17 protein-coding genes are annotated in these 14,929 nt (G+C 67.6%); 8 read left to right on the top strand and 9 right to left on the bottom strand.

From position 1 onward, the window contains the following. Positions 1-255 precede the first annotated feature (255 nt). The 4 genes from VGP60_RS23925 to VGP60_RS23910 all read right to left on the bottom strand — a co-directional run bounded on the left by VGP60_RS23925 (position 256) and on the right by VGP60_RS23910 (position 4,233). Entirely contained in the window at positions 256-1,083 is an 828-nt protein-coding gene (locus VGP60_RS23925; protein WP_327550307.1) for an ABC transporter permease, read from the bottom strand. Between the two features lie 17 nt (positions 1,084-1,100). Continuing rightward, positions 1,101-2,078, bottom strand: coding sequence for an ATP-binding cassette domain-containing protein (locus VGP60_RS23920; protein WP_327550306.1), 978 nt, complete (start codon positions 2,076-2,078; stop codon positions 1,101-1,103). 33 nt (positions 2,079-2,111) lie between these two features. After that, complete coding sequence (locus tag VGP60_RS23915; RefSeq protein WP_327550305.1) at positions 2,112-2,867, bottom strand: thioesterase II family protein; 756 nt, start codon at positions 2,865-2,867, stop codon at positions 2,112-2,114. 169 nt (positions 2,868-3,036) lie between these two features. Next, a complete protein-coding gene (locus VGP60_RS23910) occupies positions 3,037-4,233 on the bottom strand; it encodes a sensor histidine kinase (protein ID WP_327550304.1) in 1,197 nt (398 codons plus the stop codon). A 108-nt stretch (positions 4,234-4,341) separates the two neighbouring features. On the opposite strand from VGP60_RS23910, the gene VGP60_RS23905 reads away from it, so the two are divergent. From VGP60_RS23905 to VGP60_RS23885, 5 genes are all read left to right on the top strand, one after another. Further along, positions 4,342-4,929, top strand: a complete 588-nt coding sequence (locus tag VGP60_RS23905) for a hypothetical protein (RefSeq protein ID WP_327550303.1) — start codon at positions 4,342-4,344, stop codon at positions 4,927-4,929. A gap of 71 nt (positions 4,930-5,000) precedes the next feature. Next, a complete protein-coding gene (locus VGP60_RS23900; protein ID WP_327550302.1) occupies positions 5,001-5,927 on the top strand; it encodes an MBL fold metallo-hydrolase in 927 nt (308 codons plus the stop codon). 62 nt (positions 5,928-5,989) lie between these two features. Then, positions 5,990-6,994: a teichoic acid biosynthesis protein C gene (locus VGP60_RS23895; protein WP_327550301.1), complete on the top strand. Its 1,005-nt coding sequence runs from the start codon at positions 5,990-5,992 to the stop codon at positions 6,992-6,994. Between the two features lie 19 nt (positions 6,995-7,013). Further along, on the top strand, positions 7,014-7,910 hold the full coding sequence (locus VGP60_RS23890) for an NAD-dependent protein deacetylase (RefSeq protein ID WP_327550300.1): 897 nt from the start codon (positions 7,014-7,016) through the stop codon (positions 7,908-7,910). 18 nt (positions 7,911-7,928) lie between these two features. Further along, positions 7,929-8,303 carry a hypothetical protein gene (locus VGP60_RS23885; protein ID WP_327550299.1) on the top strand — a complete coding sequence of 125 codons (375 nt, stop codon included), beginning with the start codon at positions 7,929-7,931 and terminating at the stop codon, positions 8,301-8,303. 96 nt (positions 8,304-8,399) lie between these two features. Here the strand turns inward: VGP60_RS23885 and VGP60_RS23880 are convergent, their stop codons facing one another. Beyond that, the gene (locus tag VGP60_RS23880; RefSeq protein ID WP_327550298.1) at positions 8,400-8,855 is read right to left on the bottom strand and encodes an oxidoreductase; all 456 of its coding nucleotides are present in this window, start codon (positions 8,853-8,855) and stop codon (positions 8,400-8,402) included. A gap of 95 nt (positions 8,856-8,950) precedes the next feature. On the opposite strand from VGP60_RS23880, the gene VGP60_RS23875 reads away from it, so the two are divergent. Then, positions 8,951-9,481 carry a DUF3592 domain-containing protein gene (locus tag VGP60_RS23875; protein ID WP_327550297.1) on the top strand — a complete coding sequence of 177 codons (531 nt, stop codon included), beginning with the start codon at positions 8,951-8,953 and terminating at the stop codon, positions 9,479-9,481. Here the strand turns inward: VGP60_RS23875 and VGP60_RS23870 are convergent. After that, positions 9,478-9,858 carry a pyridoxal-phosphate dependent enzyme gene (locus tag VGP60_RS23870; protein ID WP_327550296.1) on the bottom strand — a complete coding sequence of 127 codons (381 nt, stop codon included), beginning with the start codon at positions 9,856-9,858 and terminating at the stop codon, positions 9,478-9,480. The two genes, VGP60_RS23875 and VGP60_RS23870, sit on opposite strands and share 4 nt — an antisense overlap. Before the next feature lie 31 nt (positions 9,859-9,889). Further along, complete coding sequence (locus VGP60_RS23865; RefSeq protein WP_327550295.1) at positions 9,890-10,525, bottom strand: helix-turn-helix transcriptional regulator; 636 nt, start codon at positions 10,523-10,525, stop codon at positions 9,890-9,892. A gap of 97 nt (positions 10,526-10,622) precedes the next feature. On the opposite strand from VGP60_RS23865, the gene VGP60_RS23860 reads away from it, so the two are divergent. Next, positions 10,623-11,255, top strand: coding sequence for a DUF4230 domain-containing protein (locus tag VGP60_RS23860; RefSeq protein ID WP_327550294.1), 633 nt, complete (start codon positions 10,623-10,625; stop codon positions 11,253-11,255). Positions 11,256-11,259: 4 nt separating this feature from the next. Here the strand turns inward: VGP60_RS23860 and VGP60_RS23855 are convergent, their stop codons facing one another. Further along, a complete protein-coding gene (locus VGP60_RS23855; protein WP_327550293.1) occupies positions 11,260-12,531 on the bottom strand; it encodes an FAD-binding protein in 1,272 nt (423 codons plus the stop codon). Between the two features lie 66 nt (positions 12,532-12,597). After that, a complete protein-coding gene (locus VGP60_RS23850) occupies positions 12,598-13,458 on the bottom strand; it encodes a PaaX family transcriptional regulator C-terminal domain-containing protein (protein WP_327550292.1) in 861 nt (286 codons plus the stop codon). 132 nt (positions 13,459-13,590) lie between these two features. On the opposite strand from VGP60_RS23850, the gene VGP60_RS23845 reads away from it, so the two are divergent. Then, positions 13,591-14,910 (top strand): MFS transporter, encoded by a 1,320-nt coding sequence (locus VGP60_RS23845; RefSeq protein ID WP_327550291.1) that lies wholly within the window; start codon positions 13,591-13,593, stop codon positions 14,908-14,910. The last annotated feature ends 19 nt before the right edge of the window (positions 14,911-14,929 follow it).

The following is a 14,929-nucleotide window of genomic DNA, read 5'->3' as shown; positions in this document are numbered from 1 at the left end:
GGGGGCACTGGATGCCCCCAACGCCGCTTTGGGGTACTTGGTCCGTCCGGCTCAGGGCGGTCCCCGGGTTAGCCGGTGGTGTGAAGGGGTCCTTCCTTGCGTTTTCTGGTAGGAAGGGTCCCTTCATGGCGGTCCTGAGGTTGGTGCGGGCCTTCGGCCGAAAGCGGGCGCGCGCTGTGGGTTTTTCGCCTGCGCCCAACGGGATTACTGCGGTAGCGGAAGACTTGGCCGTGGTCCGCTTACGTGCAAAGAGGACTACAGGGGGCGTCGGAAGCCGAGGATGGCGAAGACGACACCGGCGGCCGTGATGATGCTGCAGATCACGATCGCGGGCAGCACGGCACTCGTGTTGGCGAAGCCCAGTGCCACAGCTCGGGTCGCGTCCACCGCGTACGTCAGCGGGTTGACCTGCGCGACGACCTGCAGCCACGCCGGAAGGTCCGCGACAGGAACGTAAGCACTCGAAGCGAACATCAGCGGGAACAGTGCGATGAAGCTGATGTTCTGCATGGGTTCGGCCCGGCGTAACCACGTCCCGAACGCCAGGAAGACCCACCCGAGCGCCCACCCGACCATCAGCGCGAGGAGCAGCGATGCCGCCATGCCGCCGAAACCGCCGTCGGGCGAGTAGCCGAGCATGGTCGTGGCCAGCAGGAGGATGACGACGACCTGCACCGCGCCGCGGGCCAGATCGGACAGGCTGCGCGCGACCAGCATCGACGCCGGTTGGATGGGCAGCGACCGGAGTCGTGAGACGACGCCGTTCTTGAGGTCCTCCACGAGCCCGACCCCGCTCTGCAGCGAGGACTGCACCGCGTTGTCCACCAGCACAGCCGGCACCAGGTAGTCGACGTAGGAGATCCCGGGCGGGAAGTTCGGGGTGGAGCCGAGGTTGGCGAACACCTGCGTGAACAGGAACAGCATGACGATCGGCTGCAGTAGGCCGAACAGGATGATCTGCGGATCCTGGACGAGCGCGCCCAGCGACCGCTCGGTGAGGATCATTATCTGTGACCACAGGGAACTGCCGGGCCACCGGACCGCCGTGGCGCTCCCTTGGGCTCGGGCGAGGGTCGAGGTCATGGGGGTCTCCACGGTGCTCATGCCGGTTGGCGGGCGGTCTTCTTGGCCAGTGCCAGGTAGACGTCGTCCAGGGTCGGTTCGCCGAAGGCCAGTTCCGCGGCTTCGATGCCGTCGTCGTCGAGGGCCCGGATCACGGCCGCCAGCTCCTTCGACGCCCCGACCGGAGTGGTGATGGTGACGCCGTCCGGGCCGATGGCGGGCGCCATGCCCGCGCGTTCCAGCGCCAGGCAGGCGGCGACGGGGTCGTGGCCGGGCTCAAGGGTCACCGTGACCGACCGCTGGCCGACCTGCCCCTTGAGCTGGGCGGCCGTGCCGGAGGCGACCACGGAGCCGCCGGAGAGCACCGCGATGGTGTCCGCGAGCCGGTCCGCCTCGTCGAGGTACTGGGTGGTGAGCAGGACGGTGGTGCCCTGCTCGACCAGTGTCTCGACGATCTCCCAGAGGTTGATCCGGCTCGACGGGTCCAGCCCGGTGGTCGGCTCGTCGAGGAAGATCACGTCGGGGCTGCCGACGAGGCACACCGCCAGGTCCAGCCGCCGCCGCATCCCGCCGGAGTACGTCTTGGCGAGTCGTTTCGCGGCGCCGGTCAGGTCGAACACCTCGAGCAGCGTGTCGGCACGGCGCTTGGCGGCCTTGCGGTCGGCGCCGAGCAATCTGGCGATGAGCACGAGGTTGTCGCGCCCGCTCAGCCGCTCGTCCACCGACGCGAACTGGCCGGTGAGGCCGATGACCTCACGCATCTTCCGCGCGTCGGTGGCGACGTCGAACCCGGCCACCCTGGCCGTTCCGGAACTCAGTGGTGTCATCGCGGTGAGGATGTTGACGAGCGTGGTCTTGCCGGCGCCGTTGTGCCCCAGCAACGCGAGGACCGAGCCCCGCGGCGCGCTGAGCGTCACCGAGTCCAGCGCGCACACCGGCCCGAACGTCTTGCTGACGCCGATCGCTTCGATCATGGGTCGCCGGTCGTCCGGCCGGCTTGGCATGAGCGCGGTCATGGGTGGTCTCCCAGCAGCTGGTTGGTCGGTGGATCAGCCGGCGGTCAGCCGGTCACGGATGAGCCGCAGGACCTCTTGCTGGTGCTGCATCAGATAGAAGTGGCCGCCGTCGAAGACCGTCAGCTCGGTCTCTTCCGAGGTGTGGTCGCGCCAGAGCCCGGCTTCGTCGAGCGTGGCCTTCGGGTCGTTTTTCCCGATGAGCACGGAAAACGGCGATCCCAGCAGCGGCCCCGGCCGGTAGCGATAGGTTTCGGCGGCGGTGTAGTCGGCGCGGATCGACGGCATCGCCATCCGCATGATCTCCTCGTCGCCCAGCGCCCGCGTGTCGGTGCCGCTGAGGCCGCGGATCTCGGCGATCATGCCGTCGTCGTCACGCTGGTGGATCCGCTCGTCGCGATGGGCCGACGGCGCGCGCCGGGCCGAGACGAACAGCCTCAGCGGCGCGGGCAACCCGGCTTCCTTCATGCGGAGCGCGATTTCGAAGGCCAGCGTGGCGCCCATGCTGTGCCCGAAGAACGCGACCGGGCGGTCCAGTTCCGGCCGCAGCGCGGCGAAAGTGGCGTCGGCGAGCTCGCGCAAGTCGTTGATGCAGGGCTCTCGCAGACGATCCTGCCGCCCCGGATACTGCACAAGGCCGACGTCGATGCCCGGCGCCAGCCCTCGCGCCATCGGCACGTAGAAACTCGCGGAACCACCGGCGTGCGGCAGGCAGATCAGCCGGGGCGCGCCGGGCGACGCTTTCGCCGGGCGACGCACCCAGAGACCGTGGTCGATTTCGGTGTTCGTCACAGCTTCCTTTCCGACTGCGTGATGGCCTTTTCCGTCAGCGGGTGGCATGAAGGGGCTTGCCACCGAAGCATGCGAGAAGACGGTGACCCCGTGCCACCCCGCATAACACCGAAATTCTTGTGTTACACCTAGATGATTCGATTCCGTTTGCCCCGCAACGGAAGCCGGATCAGTGCTCGGGGACCGGCAGTTCGGCGTGGACGCGCCAGCGGCCCGCGGACGGGCCCGCCGACAGCGACCCGCCCACCGCGCTCGCCCGTTCCCGCATGTTCAGCAGCCCGGTCCCGGCGCCCGGCTGACCGGCATACCGGGGTTTCATCCCCGCGGCCTCGAGTTCGTTGGTGACTTCGACGGTCAGTATCCCGTCGGCGCGCTGGATGTCCACCCTGGTCCGCGCGCCCGGCGCGTGCTTGACGGCGTTGGTGAGCGCCTCCTGGGCGATGCGGTACGCCGTGAGATCGACAGCGGCCGGCAGCGTCGCGGATCCGTCCATTTCGGACTCGACGTCGACGTGCATCCCGCTCGCGCGAGCCGATTCGACCAGTTTGGACAGTTGCGCCAGCCGGGCCGGGGCCGTGGTCTCCTCGTCCGAGCCGCCTTCACGGAGCAGGCCGATCATGGCCCGCATCTCGTCGAGCGCGCTGACGCTGTTTTCGCGCACCGACCGCAGGACGGTGTGGGAGGTGGCCGGATCGGCCGTGCTCATCGTCAGTACCGCTTCGGACTGGATCGCGATCGCCGACAGGTGCCCGGCGATGACGTCGTGCAGGTCGCGGGCCATCCGGGCGCGTTCGGCGGCGACCGCGGCATGCCGGTCCAGCTCGCCGATCCTGGCCAGCTGCACGGCGTTCTCGCGTTCGTTGTCCGCGATATCGCGCTGCTGGCGGACATTCGTCGCCCACCACACCGGCATGATCAGGAACGGCATCGCCGCCAGTGCCGCGATCAGCCCCGCCCGCCAGCTCGTCGACAGCAGCAGGACAACCGCGACCATGGTGAGCGTGCCCAGCGCCGCGATCGTGATCATCGCGCGGTGTATCCGGCGCGAACCGTGCAGTGTGGCGACGTAGAGATGGTCGGCGAACACGAGCAGCACCGGGATCGTCGGCCCGAGCGCGAAGTCCACCATGAGCAGCGCCGTCGCCGCGATGAGCGCGGTGGGCGCGAGACGGCGGACGAGCCGCAACGCGCACATCCCGGTCAGCACCAGGAACCTGGCCCAGAACGGGACCGGCTCGGTCATGTTGACCAGTGGGAACATCCCGGACACATACAGCACCAGCCCGGCGAGCCAGGTCCCGAGCGCGATGAGCCCGTCCTGGCCGAGCAGGGGCAATGCGCGAAAACGCCGTACCAGCAAGGACATCCGGTCATCCCAGCACGCCCGACCGACCGTGTCGTCCTCCTAAGTGATGAGCTGCTGTCGTGCCGTTCGCGGACGCGGCGGAGTGCCCTGGCCGACAGACTTCGGGGTATGGACAGAGCATTCGACTTCATCGCGGAGAATCCGATGGCGGCGGTGATCGTGGGAGGTGAGATCGCCTTCTGGGTCTTCATCGTCGTCGGACTGGTGGCCCGTTACCTCCTGCGGTTGCGGCGGACGAGCACCGTGGTGCTCGCGTTGACTCCGCTGGCCGACCTGATGGTGCTCGTCGCGACCGTCATCGACATCCAGAACGGCGCCCAGGCGAGCATGGTTCACGGCGTGGCCGCGCTTTATCTGGGCTTCAGCGTCGTTTTCGGCCCCGGCATCATCAGAAGAGCGGACGCGCGGTTCGCGCACAGGTTCGCCGGTGGCCCGGCGCCGGACAAGCGCAAGAAGACCGGCCGGGAGAAGAGCCGGGCCAAATGGCAGTCCTGGGGCAAATGCGTGTTCGCCTGCGGGATCGCCGCGGCCGTCCTTTTGGGACTCGTTTATCTCGTCGGCGATCCGGAACAGAGCAAGCCGTTGCTGGGCTGGCTTCCCGGACTCGGTGTCCTCGTCGCGGTGTGGTTCGTGACCGGCCCGCTGTTCGCGTCGAGTGGTACCAAGGAAAAGAGAAGAACGAGCGTGTCCCGCTGACCCGGCGCCGGATTTCCTCGCCCACCGTATCAACGGGGTAGGTTGGGAAGTCCGGATCTTAGGGGGATTTCATGGTGGATTTCGAAGCCGGAGCGCCGGTCTCCGGTGACTTGGATGTTCGGTGGAACCACGGTGCGCGCCCGGCTCGGCGCGACACCGACCAGCCCATCCAGGTCCACGCCTACGACGAGCACACCTTCGTGCTCCGGCAGAACATGGCCGTGCACTACGAAGCGCCGTTCCTATACCTGCTTTTCGGCAACAAAAGGGCGCTTCTGCTCGACACCGGCGCCACCGCGGATTCCGGCCTGTTTCCGTTGCGCGGCACCGTCGACGCGCTGGTCGCGAAGTGGCTGGCCGAGCATCCGCGTACCGGCTACGAACTGATCGTGGTCCATTCGCACGCCCACTCGGACCATGTCGCTGGGGATTCCCAGTTCGACGGCCGCCCGGACACCACGGTCGTCCTCGCCGACCTTGACAGCGTCCAGTCGTTCTTCGGGTTTTCGGCCTGGCCGGACGAGACCGTCGAGTTCGATCTGGGTGGCCGAGTTCTTGAGATCACCGGGATCCCTGGCCACCACGACGCGTCCATCGCCGCCTACGACCGGTGGAGCGGTTTCCTCCTGACCGGGGACACGGTGTATCCGGGCCGGTTGTACGTCAACGATTTTCCCGCTTTCACCGCGAGTTTGGACAGACTGGTGCGGATAGCCGGGAGCAGGCCGGTCACCCACGTCATGGGATGCCATATCGAGATGAGCCGCCGCCCCGGCCGCGACTACCCGATTTGGGGGACATATCAGCCCGACGAGCCACCGCTCCAGATGACCGTGGCACAGCTGGGCAAGGTGCGTGAAGCCGCGATAGCGATCACCGAGCGGCCCGGCGTCCACGTCTTCGACAACTTCGTCATCTTCCACGGTCCGTGCCGGCGGTCGATGCCGAAGTACCTCGCGAAAGCGGCCTGGGCCAGGCTTCGCAGCCGGCTTGTATGAGTCTTGTACGGGCGTGACGCAACCTTCCCTCGGACCTTGAAACCCGACGAAGGCGAGCGATCATGCCCGAGCAAGTGCCCCCGGACCTCGTCCGATCCACGTTCTCCCGACGTTCGCTGCTGCGTGCCGGTGGTGGTCTCGCCGCGACGACGGCACTGCTCGGCACCGGCGCGATGTTCGCCGGACCGGCCTTGGCCGCCATTACCGCGATGCCGGCGTCGAAGCGTTTCGACCTCACCGAGCCGTCCTACGACGAGTTCCGCAGCAAGATCCTGCACGAGTCGCACCACGTCATGCAGGGCTTCGCCTTCGACAACCAGAACGTGCGCATCTTCATCGTGAACGCCCGCAACGGCGGAACCGGGGACGACCTGTGCATCACCCAGGTCAACTTCTCCGGCGAGATCCAGGGCTCGATGCATCTCGGCAACGCCGGGCACGGCGTCTCGATCGGCGTCGAAGCGGTGGGCACCGACTCGTACATCTGGATGGAATGCGATTCGGACGGTCCCACCGGCGACGGCCGCGGCACGGCTTTGGCCAGGTTCAAGTTCGTCAACGGTGGCACGCCGTCGGTGAAGAAGTTCCTCACCGGGAGCAAGACGATCACCTGCGCCACCGATCCGATCAACAAGCGGATCGCGGTGCGCCGCAGCGAAGGCGGCGCGATGTTCTACAGCGTCTACCCGCTCGCGTCCGCCGCGGCAGGCAACTTCAGCGCACCGCTGGTGCATTTCGCGCAGCCCGCGCTGGCCGACACCTCGGTGACCTTCCAGGGCTACACCATCTACGGCCAGTATCTGTACACATTGGACGGTACCGGCCACGCGAACTCCGCGGACATCAACTCTTACGTCACGTGCATCGACATGAACACCGGCAAGGTGAAGAGCCGCGCGCTGACCAAGGCGGGGGAGTCGCTGGTGTTCCGCGAGCCGGAGGGCCTCGGGATCTACCGGAGCCTGGCCGGGGAAACACGGTTGTACCTGGGCTTCGGCTCGCGCAGCAGCATGGACAACATCAACCGCTACGCGAACCTGTTCTACAAGAACGTCCTCATCGACTGAGGCCACGTAAGCTGCGTAGGTGCAGACACGACCGACACTCAGCTGGTCGGCCACGGGAGAACCGTTGCCGCGGACGACCAGCCTCGACGACGTCGCCCCGATCGTCGCCGGCGGCGGGGTCGTGGTCCTCAGCGGTGCGGGGCTGTCCACCGAGTCCGGTATCCCCGACTACCGTGGCGCGGCGGGCAGCCTTCGCCGTCACACCCCGATGACCTACGACGTGTTCGTCGGCAGTGAGGAAGGCCGTCGCCGGTACTGGGCCCGCAGCCATCTCGGCTGGCGCACGATCGCCAGGGCGAACCCGAACGACGGCCACCTCGCGGTGGCCGCGCTGCGGGAGCACGGCCTGTTCTCGGGTGTCATCACGCAGAACGTCGACGGGCTGCACCAGGCCGCGGGCACCTCCGGGGTGGTGGAACTGCACGGCAGCTTGGACCGGGTCGTCTGCCTGGGCTGCCGCCGGACCAGCCCGCGTGAGGAGCTGGACAGGCGGCTGCGGGCGGCGAACCCCGAGTTCGAAGGCGAAGCCACCCGGATCAACCCGGACGGCGACGTCGAACTCGCCGAGGAGGTCGTCCGCGGGTTCGCACTGGTCGCCTGCACCGACTGCTCGGGCGTGCTGAAACCGGACGTCGTGTTCTTCGGCGAGAACGTGCCGCGGTCACGCGTGGAGAGCTGCTACCGCCTCGTCGACGAGGCGAACGCGTTGCTGGTGCTCGGTTCCTCGCTGACGGTCATGTCGGGGTTGCGGTTCGTGCGGTACGCCGCCAAAGCGGGCAAACCGGTCCTGATCGTCAACCAGGGGCAAACCCGTGGTGATCAGTACGCCACGGTCCGTGTCGATCTCCCGCTCGGGCGCGCGCTGACCGAACTCGTCGCCCGTACTCGGCAGATTCCGGCCTCCACCAGGCGATAAAGCGGTATGGTGCCGCGCATGACCGGGGCTTGGCACCTACAGGACGACAACGCACCACTGACCGGCGAGCGGGCCGTCGCACTCGTCCGGCAACGCGTGGCGCAAGGGCAGCTGGAAACCTGGCTCGAGCACGACCAGGGAAAACGGCTGGCGGTGGTCAGCAACCGGATCCGGGCGCTCGTCCTGCTGATGGACGAACCTGGCGACGCCGGGGTCCACGCGATCGACCCCGCGGGCAAGGGACGTCAAGACGGTTACGTACTCGGTAATGGCCAGCGTGACATCCACGATAACCGCGACACCCTTCCGCTCGGGCGGGCGCTCCGGACCGTGGAACACATCGTCGAGCACGACTGCCCGCCCGCCGACGTCAGCTGGCAAATCGACCGCTGAGTCCTCAACTACCGGAGTGCCACGAGATGTCGACATCTCGTGATCTCTTAGCGCCTAAGAGATCGCCATCTGTCGACAGGTGGCGAAGCGCGGGACTCAGGGGCGCTGGAGACCGGTCCACGACCAACGCGGCATTGGGGCGTTCGCCGGGATGGTGGCGTCCCGTTCCGGGTACGAAAGCACTTCGTCGACGGCCCACCGCATGTAAGCCAGCAGCGCTTCGCGGAACTCGGGATCGGCGGGCAAGTCCGCGTCGTCGGCCGCGTGCCTGAAGCACTCGACGAAGCGGCGGCCCATGTCGGTCATGTCCCCGTTGCCCGCGTGCATGGTCAGTATTCCGGAGTGGTCACCGCACGCCTCGGAGTAGCGCGGCGGCCCGCCCATGACCTCCGCCCAGTAGGCGGCCAGGCGTTCGACGTGCTGAGGATGCTGGTCCGGATGCGAGAACGGGTGGTTCAGTTCCGGATCTTCCAGGCATCGCCGGTGGTGCGCGGTGGCCAGCGCGAGAAACGCGGGCTCGCCGCCGGCGAAGTCGAACAGCGTCGGGCGCATGTGGTGAGCCTCGCACACCGAATCGTTGTGCGCCACCTGCTTCAGCGGCCGCGTAATTTGTGGCCTACCAGGCAAAATCTGACAATACTGGACAGATGACCAAGCGTTCAGCCGTCCCGCCGGTCCCTGCGTGGTCCCGCTTCCCCCGGATGCACGCCGGTCGTCCGCTCGTGGTCTCGGTTGTCGTCTTTTGCCTGGCCATCGCCTCGGCCTCGGTGTGGGGAGCGGTCGACATCCGGCAGCGCGACGTGCGGATGCGGAATCACGGGGTGCTGGTGTCCGGCTCGGTGACGAAGGTCGAAACCCATAAAAGGACCACGAGCGTGCTCATCTCCTTCAGCACCCGGGATGGCAGGACGATCGTCACCCGGCCGGAGACCTTCGAGGGTGTCCAGAAGGCTTTTGTCGGGCAGACACGGACCCTCAGGTACGACCCGGAGAACCCCGATGGCGGACCGCAGGACATCGGGGTGCCTCCGGACGAGTGGTCCGCTTTTGTCACCCTGCTCGCCGTGGCCGGGTTGTTCACCGTTCTCGGAACCGGTTTCTGGTTGTCCGCGCATCTGGCGCGACGCGACGCGGCCCGCCGTCCCAAAAGTAAGGCGGAGCGGCGTCAGCGGTCTTAACCCGCCAGTGCGGTGGCCAGGGTCGCGGCCGAGATATTCCGGCCGCAGGAAATGACGGCGACGCGTTTCCCCGCGATGTCGGCGCGCCGGGCGCGGGCCGCGGCGAAGGCGGCCGCGGCGGAGCCTTCGACGAGCTGATGCTCGGTGTCGATCACCATGCGCAGCGCGTCGCGGATGGCTTCCTCGTCGACGAGCGCCCATTCGTCGACAAGCTCGCGGACCAGGTCGACCAGGCCGAGCCCGAGTGGCGCGTCCACCTCACCCTTCGCGAGCCGGCGGAGTACGTCACCGACAACCTCGAGCGCAGCGGCTCGTGTGACTACCGCCTGGATGGTCGCGAGATCGACAAGCCGCTCAAGCCCCGTCTGCCCGTCCACCTAGGCAGACTATCCAGTTTCGACAAACTGTCTAGGTCTTTGTGGCGGCAGAGGTACGGGCGGAGCGCAGGAGCTGGTAGACGGTGGCACGGCTGACGCCGAGGGCGGTGGCCGCGTGTTCGGCGGCCTTCCTGGTGGCGAACAGGTCCTGCTCATCGAGGACGCGGATGATGTCGACCCGGTCTGACCTGGTCAGGGCCTCGCGCCGGAGATTGCGCGACCGGCACCATTCGTCGACGCTCAACGCGATCTGCTCACGCCAGTCCCGCTCGAACAGGGCGTCCACCCGGGGCTGGACCGTCGGTGACGCGGCGAGCGAAGTCAGTGCCGCGACGACCGAGTCCAGCGGCGACCGGTCGAGGTTGACGCACAACATCCCGCGAGTGGTTCCCTCGTCGTCGCGGATGACGGCGCTGATCGAGGTCAGGCGGCGGCCGTCGAGCGCGACCTTCTCGTAGGGCCCGATCACCGCACCGTCGTCGTCGGCCCCTGGCAGCTCCGAGACCAGCGACGCCTCACCGACCTGCCGCGCCGAAAACGCGTTCCAGATGCCGACGATCGTGTCCGTGCCCAGATCGTGCAGGACGACTTCGGCATTCGGATGCAGCAGCTCGGCGATCGCCTGGCAGGTGGGCGTCATCCGCTCGGCCCACGACGGGAGTTCCATGGCCCTACGGTAGCCGGGCCGCCCGTCAGCGGTGTTGATCCCCTGGCCGGGGCCAGGAAACCGTTTGCTGCACGCCCGTCATGGGTAACCCACACAGGTGATAAAACTGAAGGCTCGCTGGCTGCGCACCACCCTCGTCATCGCCGCGGTGGTCGTCGTGGTCGCCGCCGTGCTGCAGGTCGTCGGCGCATTGCCGAAGCTCGACCTGTTCGGAAAGTCCACAGTGGACCGCAGTCAACCGGCCGTGCTCCATGCCGTCCGCGACCTCAGCCAGTATCACGCCGCGGTGGGCGACTTCCAGGTCGTCATCGACATCGAGGACGACGTGAAATGGGTGCCGGACGCGCTCGCCGGGCAGCGCACGCTGTTCGTGGCGGCGGGCACGGTCAACGCCTACGTCGATTTCGGTCGCCTGGCGGAGGATTCGATCGTGGTGTCGCCGGACGGCAAATCGGTCCGGCTGGCCTTGCCGCCCGCCGCGCTGGACAAGCCGAACCTCGACAACAAGCGCAGTTACGTCTTCAGTCAGGAGCGTGGCTTGATCGACCAGCTGACCTCGCTCGTCGACCCGCCGAACCAGCAACGGTTCTACGTCGCCGCGGAAGAGCGGATCGCCGCGGCAGCAAAGGAATCGGGCCTGGTGGACAAGGCCGAGCAGAACACGAAGACGATGCTCACCGGAATGCTGCAGGCGCTGGGGTTCCAGGTCACCGTCACGAACGCGGTCTGAGGAATCAGCCGGTGAACACGGTCCGGCGCAGGAACGGGTTGCGGAACTTGCCCTCGGGATCGAGCCGGTCCGCGAGTTCGCGGAATTCGGCCAGCTTGGGGTAAAGGCCGTCCGCGGACGGATCCATCCGGAACAGCTTGCCCCAATGCGGGCGCGCACCGAAGGGCGCCAGCCGTTCCTCGATCAGCGGCAGCACCGCTTCGACCTCCGGCCACAGCGGCTTCCACGTGAAGTGGATCGCGACGCGGTCGCCGCCGTGGACTGGGCTCAGCCACAGGTCGTCGGCGGCGATCGTGCGGATCTCGGACACCAGGAGCAGCGGCGACACCTTGTCGGCCAGACCGCGGATCGCCTCGAAAGCGGCGATCGCGTCCCGCCGCGGGACGAAGTACTCGGTCTGAAGCTCGTCACCGGCGCTGGGCGTGAAGCCGAGCCGGAAATGCGGCAGCCGGTCGTACCAAGGCCCGATCACGCCGAGCTGCTGTGTGCAGTTCACCGCCGACATGCCGGCCGCGCGCACCGGGTGGCGGGGCTCGTTCGCGGGCAGTGCGCCGAACAGATCGGTGCGGGCCTCGACCGGTGCGCCGGGCTCGACCTTGGTCTTGAGCCAGACCTGGTCGACCGTGTCGTCGGCCCAGTTCGTGAACAGGCTGACGCTGTACCCGGCGTCCTCGATCTCGTCGAAGTGCCGGGTGGCCGCCTCCCATGGCAGGTGATCGAAAACGTGCTGCCGCAGGTCGAACCGGGGCACGACGTCCAGGGTGAGCCGCGTGATGACACCCAGCGCCCCGAGTCCGACGACGAGCCCGGGGAAGACGTCGGGATCCGCGTCGCGGGAGTACTTCCGCAGTTCGCCGTCCGCGGTGACCAGTTCGATCGCGGACACGGCCGCCGCCAGGTTCTGGTGCCGCTCGCCGGAGCCGTGCGTCGCCGTCGCGATGCTGCCCGCGACCGTGCAATGGGGGAGTGACGCCAGGTTGGCGAGGGCGAACCCGGCCGCGTCGAGCGGTTCGGCGAGATCGCCGTAGCGCGTGGTTCCGCCGATCGTGACGCTCGCGTTTTCGGCGTCGATCTCGATGGGGACGTCGATGTCGGCCACGCTCAGCTGCACGCCGCCGTCGAAGTCCGCGATGTCGTTGAAACAGTGCCGCGTGCCCAGTGCCTTGATCCGGGACGCCCGGGCGACCAGTTCACGCACCTGCTCGACCGTGGTGGGCCGGAGCACCTCTTCCGCGGCGTATTCGTGATTGCCGGCCCAGTTGAACTCGCTCGCCACTTCGCTGTTCTCCGCCCGTCGCCGAAACCCTTGCCGCTCAACGTCAACATACCGAAACCGCCCGGCTCAGCGGGTGTCGCCGGGATGCTCCCCGATGGGGATCTCGTCGACGAGTTCCGCGGCTGTTCGTGTTGCCGCGTCACGGATCTGTTCGTCGAGCCGCCGGAACAGCCGTTCGGCGCGGATCGCGGGCCAATCCTCCTTCAGGTGCTCCGCCGGGAGATGCGGGTCCTGCCGCACGAGCTGGAGCCATTCGGTGTGGAGGAGCAGCCGTCGCACGAGGTCGTCCGGCAGGGAGGGAAGCGGGTCGGCCGTGTCCCACCGGGCGAGGAAGGCTTCGTAGCGCGCGGCGATGACGTCGGTGTCGAACGCTTTGTGCACCAGGTCGGCAGATTCCGTCGGCTTCGCGTGCTGCGCGGTGAAGACGCTGACGTTTTCGGCGAGTCCCAGCTCTTCGATGATCTCGGACGCGTCCTGCGTGCCGGGTGCGATCCACAAGCCGTTCTGCAGCATGCCGAAGCCGGCCCAGATCAGCCGCGAGCGAAGGTCGTGGCGGTCACTTCGCCGGGTGTCGGGCAGTGAGAACCCGACCAGTGTCCAGTTGCCGTCCCAGTCCCGGTTGACCGCGCCGGTGCCCCAGATCCGCCGTTTTCCGTCCTCCAGCACGGTGATCGCGCGTGCCGTCAGTCCGAAGTAGACACGGCGGCCCTGGCGGTGCCGGGTCAGGAGGCCCCGGCCGACCATGCGGGTCAGCGTCGAGCGCACCGCCTGCTCGGAGACCCCGACGCGGTCGAGCACCTCGATGATGCTCCCGGAGTAGACGGCGGCGTCCCGGCCCAGCAGGTGGAGCCCGAAGAAGTTCAGCAGCAGGAACTGCGGGCGCGCGGACAGGCTGAGCGGGTTCTCGTCGTCGTCGATGGCTGCCACGGCACCAGCGTAGACGGCCGTGGGCGGGCGGCTCCAAGCTGATGTTGTGCAGAATGTTGACGGAGGTTGTAATTGTGACGTACTTTGTCCGGAGCACGGTGCCTGTGTCCCCCAACGACGAGGGTTTGAGCCATGTCGAGTTCAACCGCACCTCCCCAGAACCAGATCCAGCTCCGGCGAGCAGTCGCCTCGAGTTTTCTCGGCAGCCTCATCGAGTACTACGACTTCCTGCTCTACGCCACGGCGTCGGCGGTGGTGTTCAACAGGGTGTTCTTCTCCAACCTCGATCCCGCGGTCGCGACGATCGCGAGTTTCGGCACCTTCGCCACCGGCTATCTCGCCCGGCCGGTGGGCGGGGTGATCTTCGGCCACTTCGGTGACCGGCTGGGCCGCAAACGGATGCTCATCCTGACGATGACGCTGATGGGCGTGTCGAGCTTCCTGATCGGGCTGCTGCCGACCTACGCCCAGATCGGCGGTGCGGCCCCGGTGGGGCTGATCCTGCTCCGCGTGGTCCAGGGGATTTCGGTCGGCGGCGAGTGGGGTGGTGCCGTGCTGATGTCGGCCGAACACGCCACATCACGGCGAGGGCTGTGGGCCAGCTTCACCAACGCCGGCGCGCCCTGTGGCGTCGTACTGTCCACCTTGGCCCTCAGCGGGACGGCCGCGGCCGTCGGCGAGGACGCGTTCCTGTCCTGGGGCTGGCGTATCCCGTTCCTCCTCAGTGTCGTGCTGCTGGCGATCGGCCTGTTCGTGCGCTCCCGCGTCGACGAGACGCCGGCTTTCCTTGCGGTGAAACAAGCCTCGGCCCGGAAGCGGCTTCCCGTGGTCGCCGTTCTCCGCGACCAGCCACGCACGCTGCTGCTCAGCATCGGCGTCGGGCTGGCGGCGTTCGTCGCCCAGTCGACGCTGACCACATTTGTTCTCGCCTACGGGGTGCAGGTCGGGCACGGACGGCAAGCCGTGCTCAACTCGCTCACTGTTTCCTCGGCTTGCGCTGTCATCGGCATCATCTGGTGGTCGGCCGCGTCCGACCGGTTCGGCAGGCGCCCGATCGTGCTGGCCGGGGCGCTGGTGATGGCGGTGTACGGGTTCGTGCTGTTCCCGTTGGTCGACAGCGGCAGCGGCGCGTTGCTGACGCTGGCTTTGGTGCTCGGCCAGGGCGTCATCCATCCGATGATGTACGGCCCGCTGGCCGCGCTGTACACCGAGTTGTTCGACACCGAAAGCCGCTACACCGGCGCGTCACTCGGGTATCAGCTCTCCGGGCTCGGCGCCGGGCTCAGCCCGCTGCTGTTCGCCGAGATGCAGCGCGCGACCGGCGGGCATTCGACCGTCGCGATCTCGTGGACCCTCGCCGGGTTCTGCGTGCTCACCGCCGTCTGCATCCTGGCACTGAAGGAGACCAGCCGACGGGACCTGACCTCGGCCAAAACAGTCGTGAGTGCGTAACAGTGTTAGAACACTGTTA

Source organism: Amycolatopsis sp., from assembly GCF_036008905.1.
GTDB lineage: Bacteria > Actinomycetota > Actinomycetes > Mycobacteriales > Pseudonocardiaceae > Amycolatopsis.
Note: the sequence above shows the minus strand (reverse complement) of the source record. Positions and strands in the feature narration are given on the sequence as shown.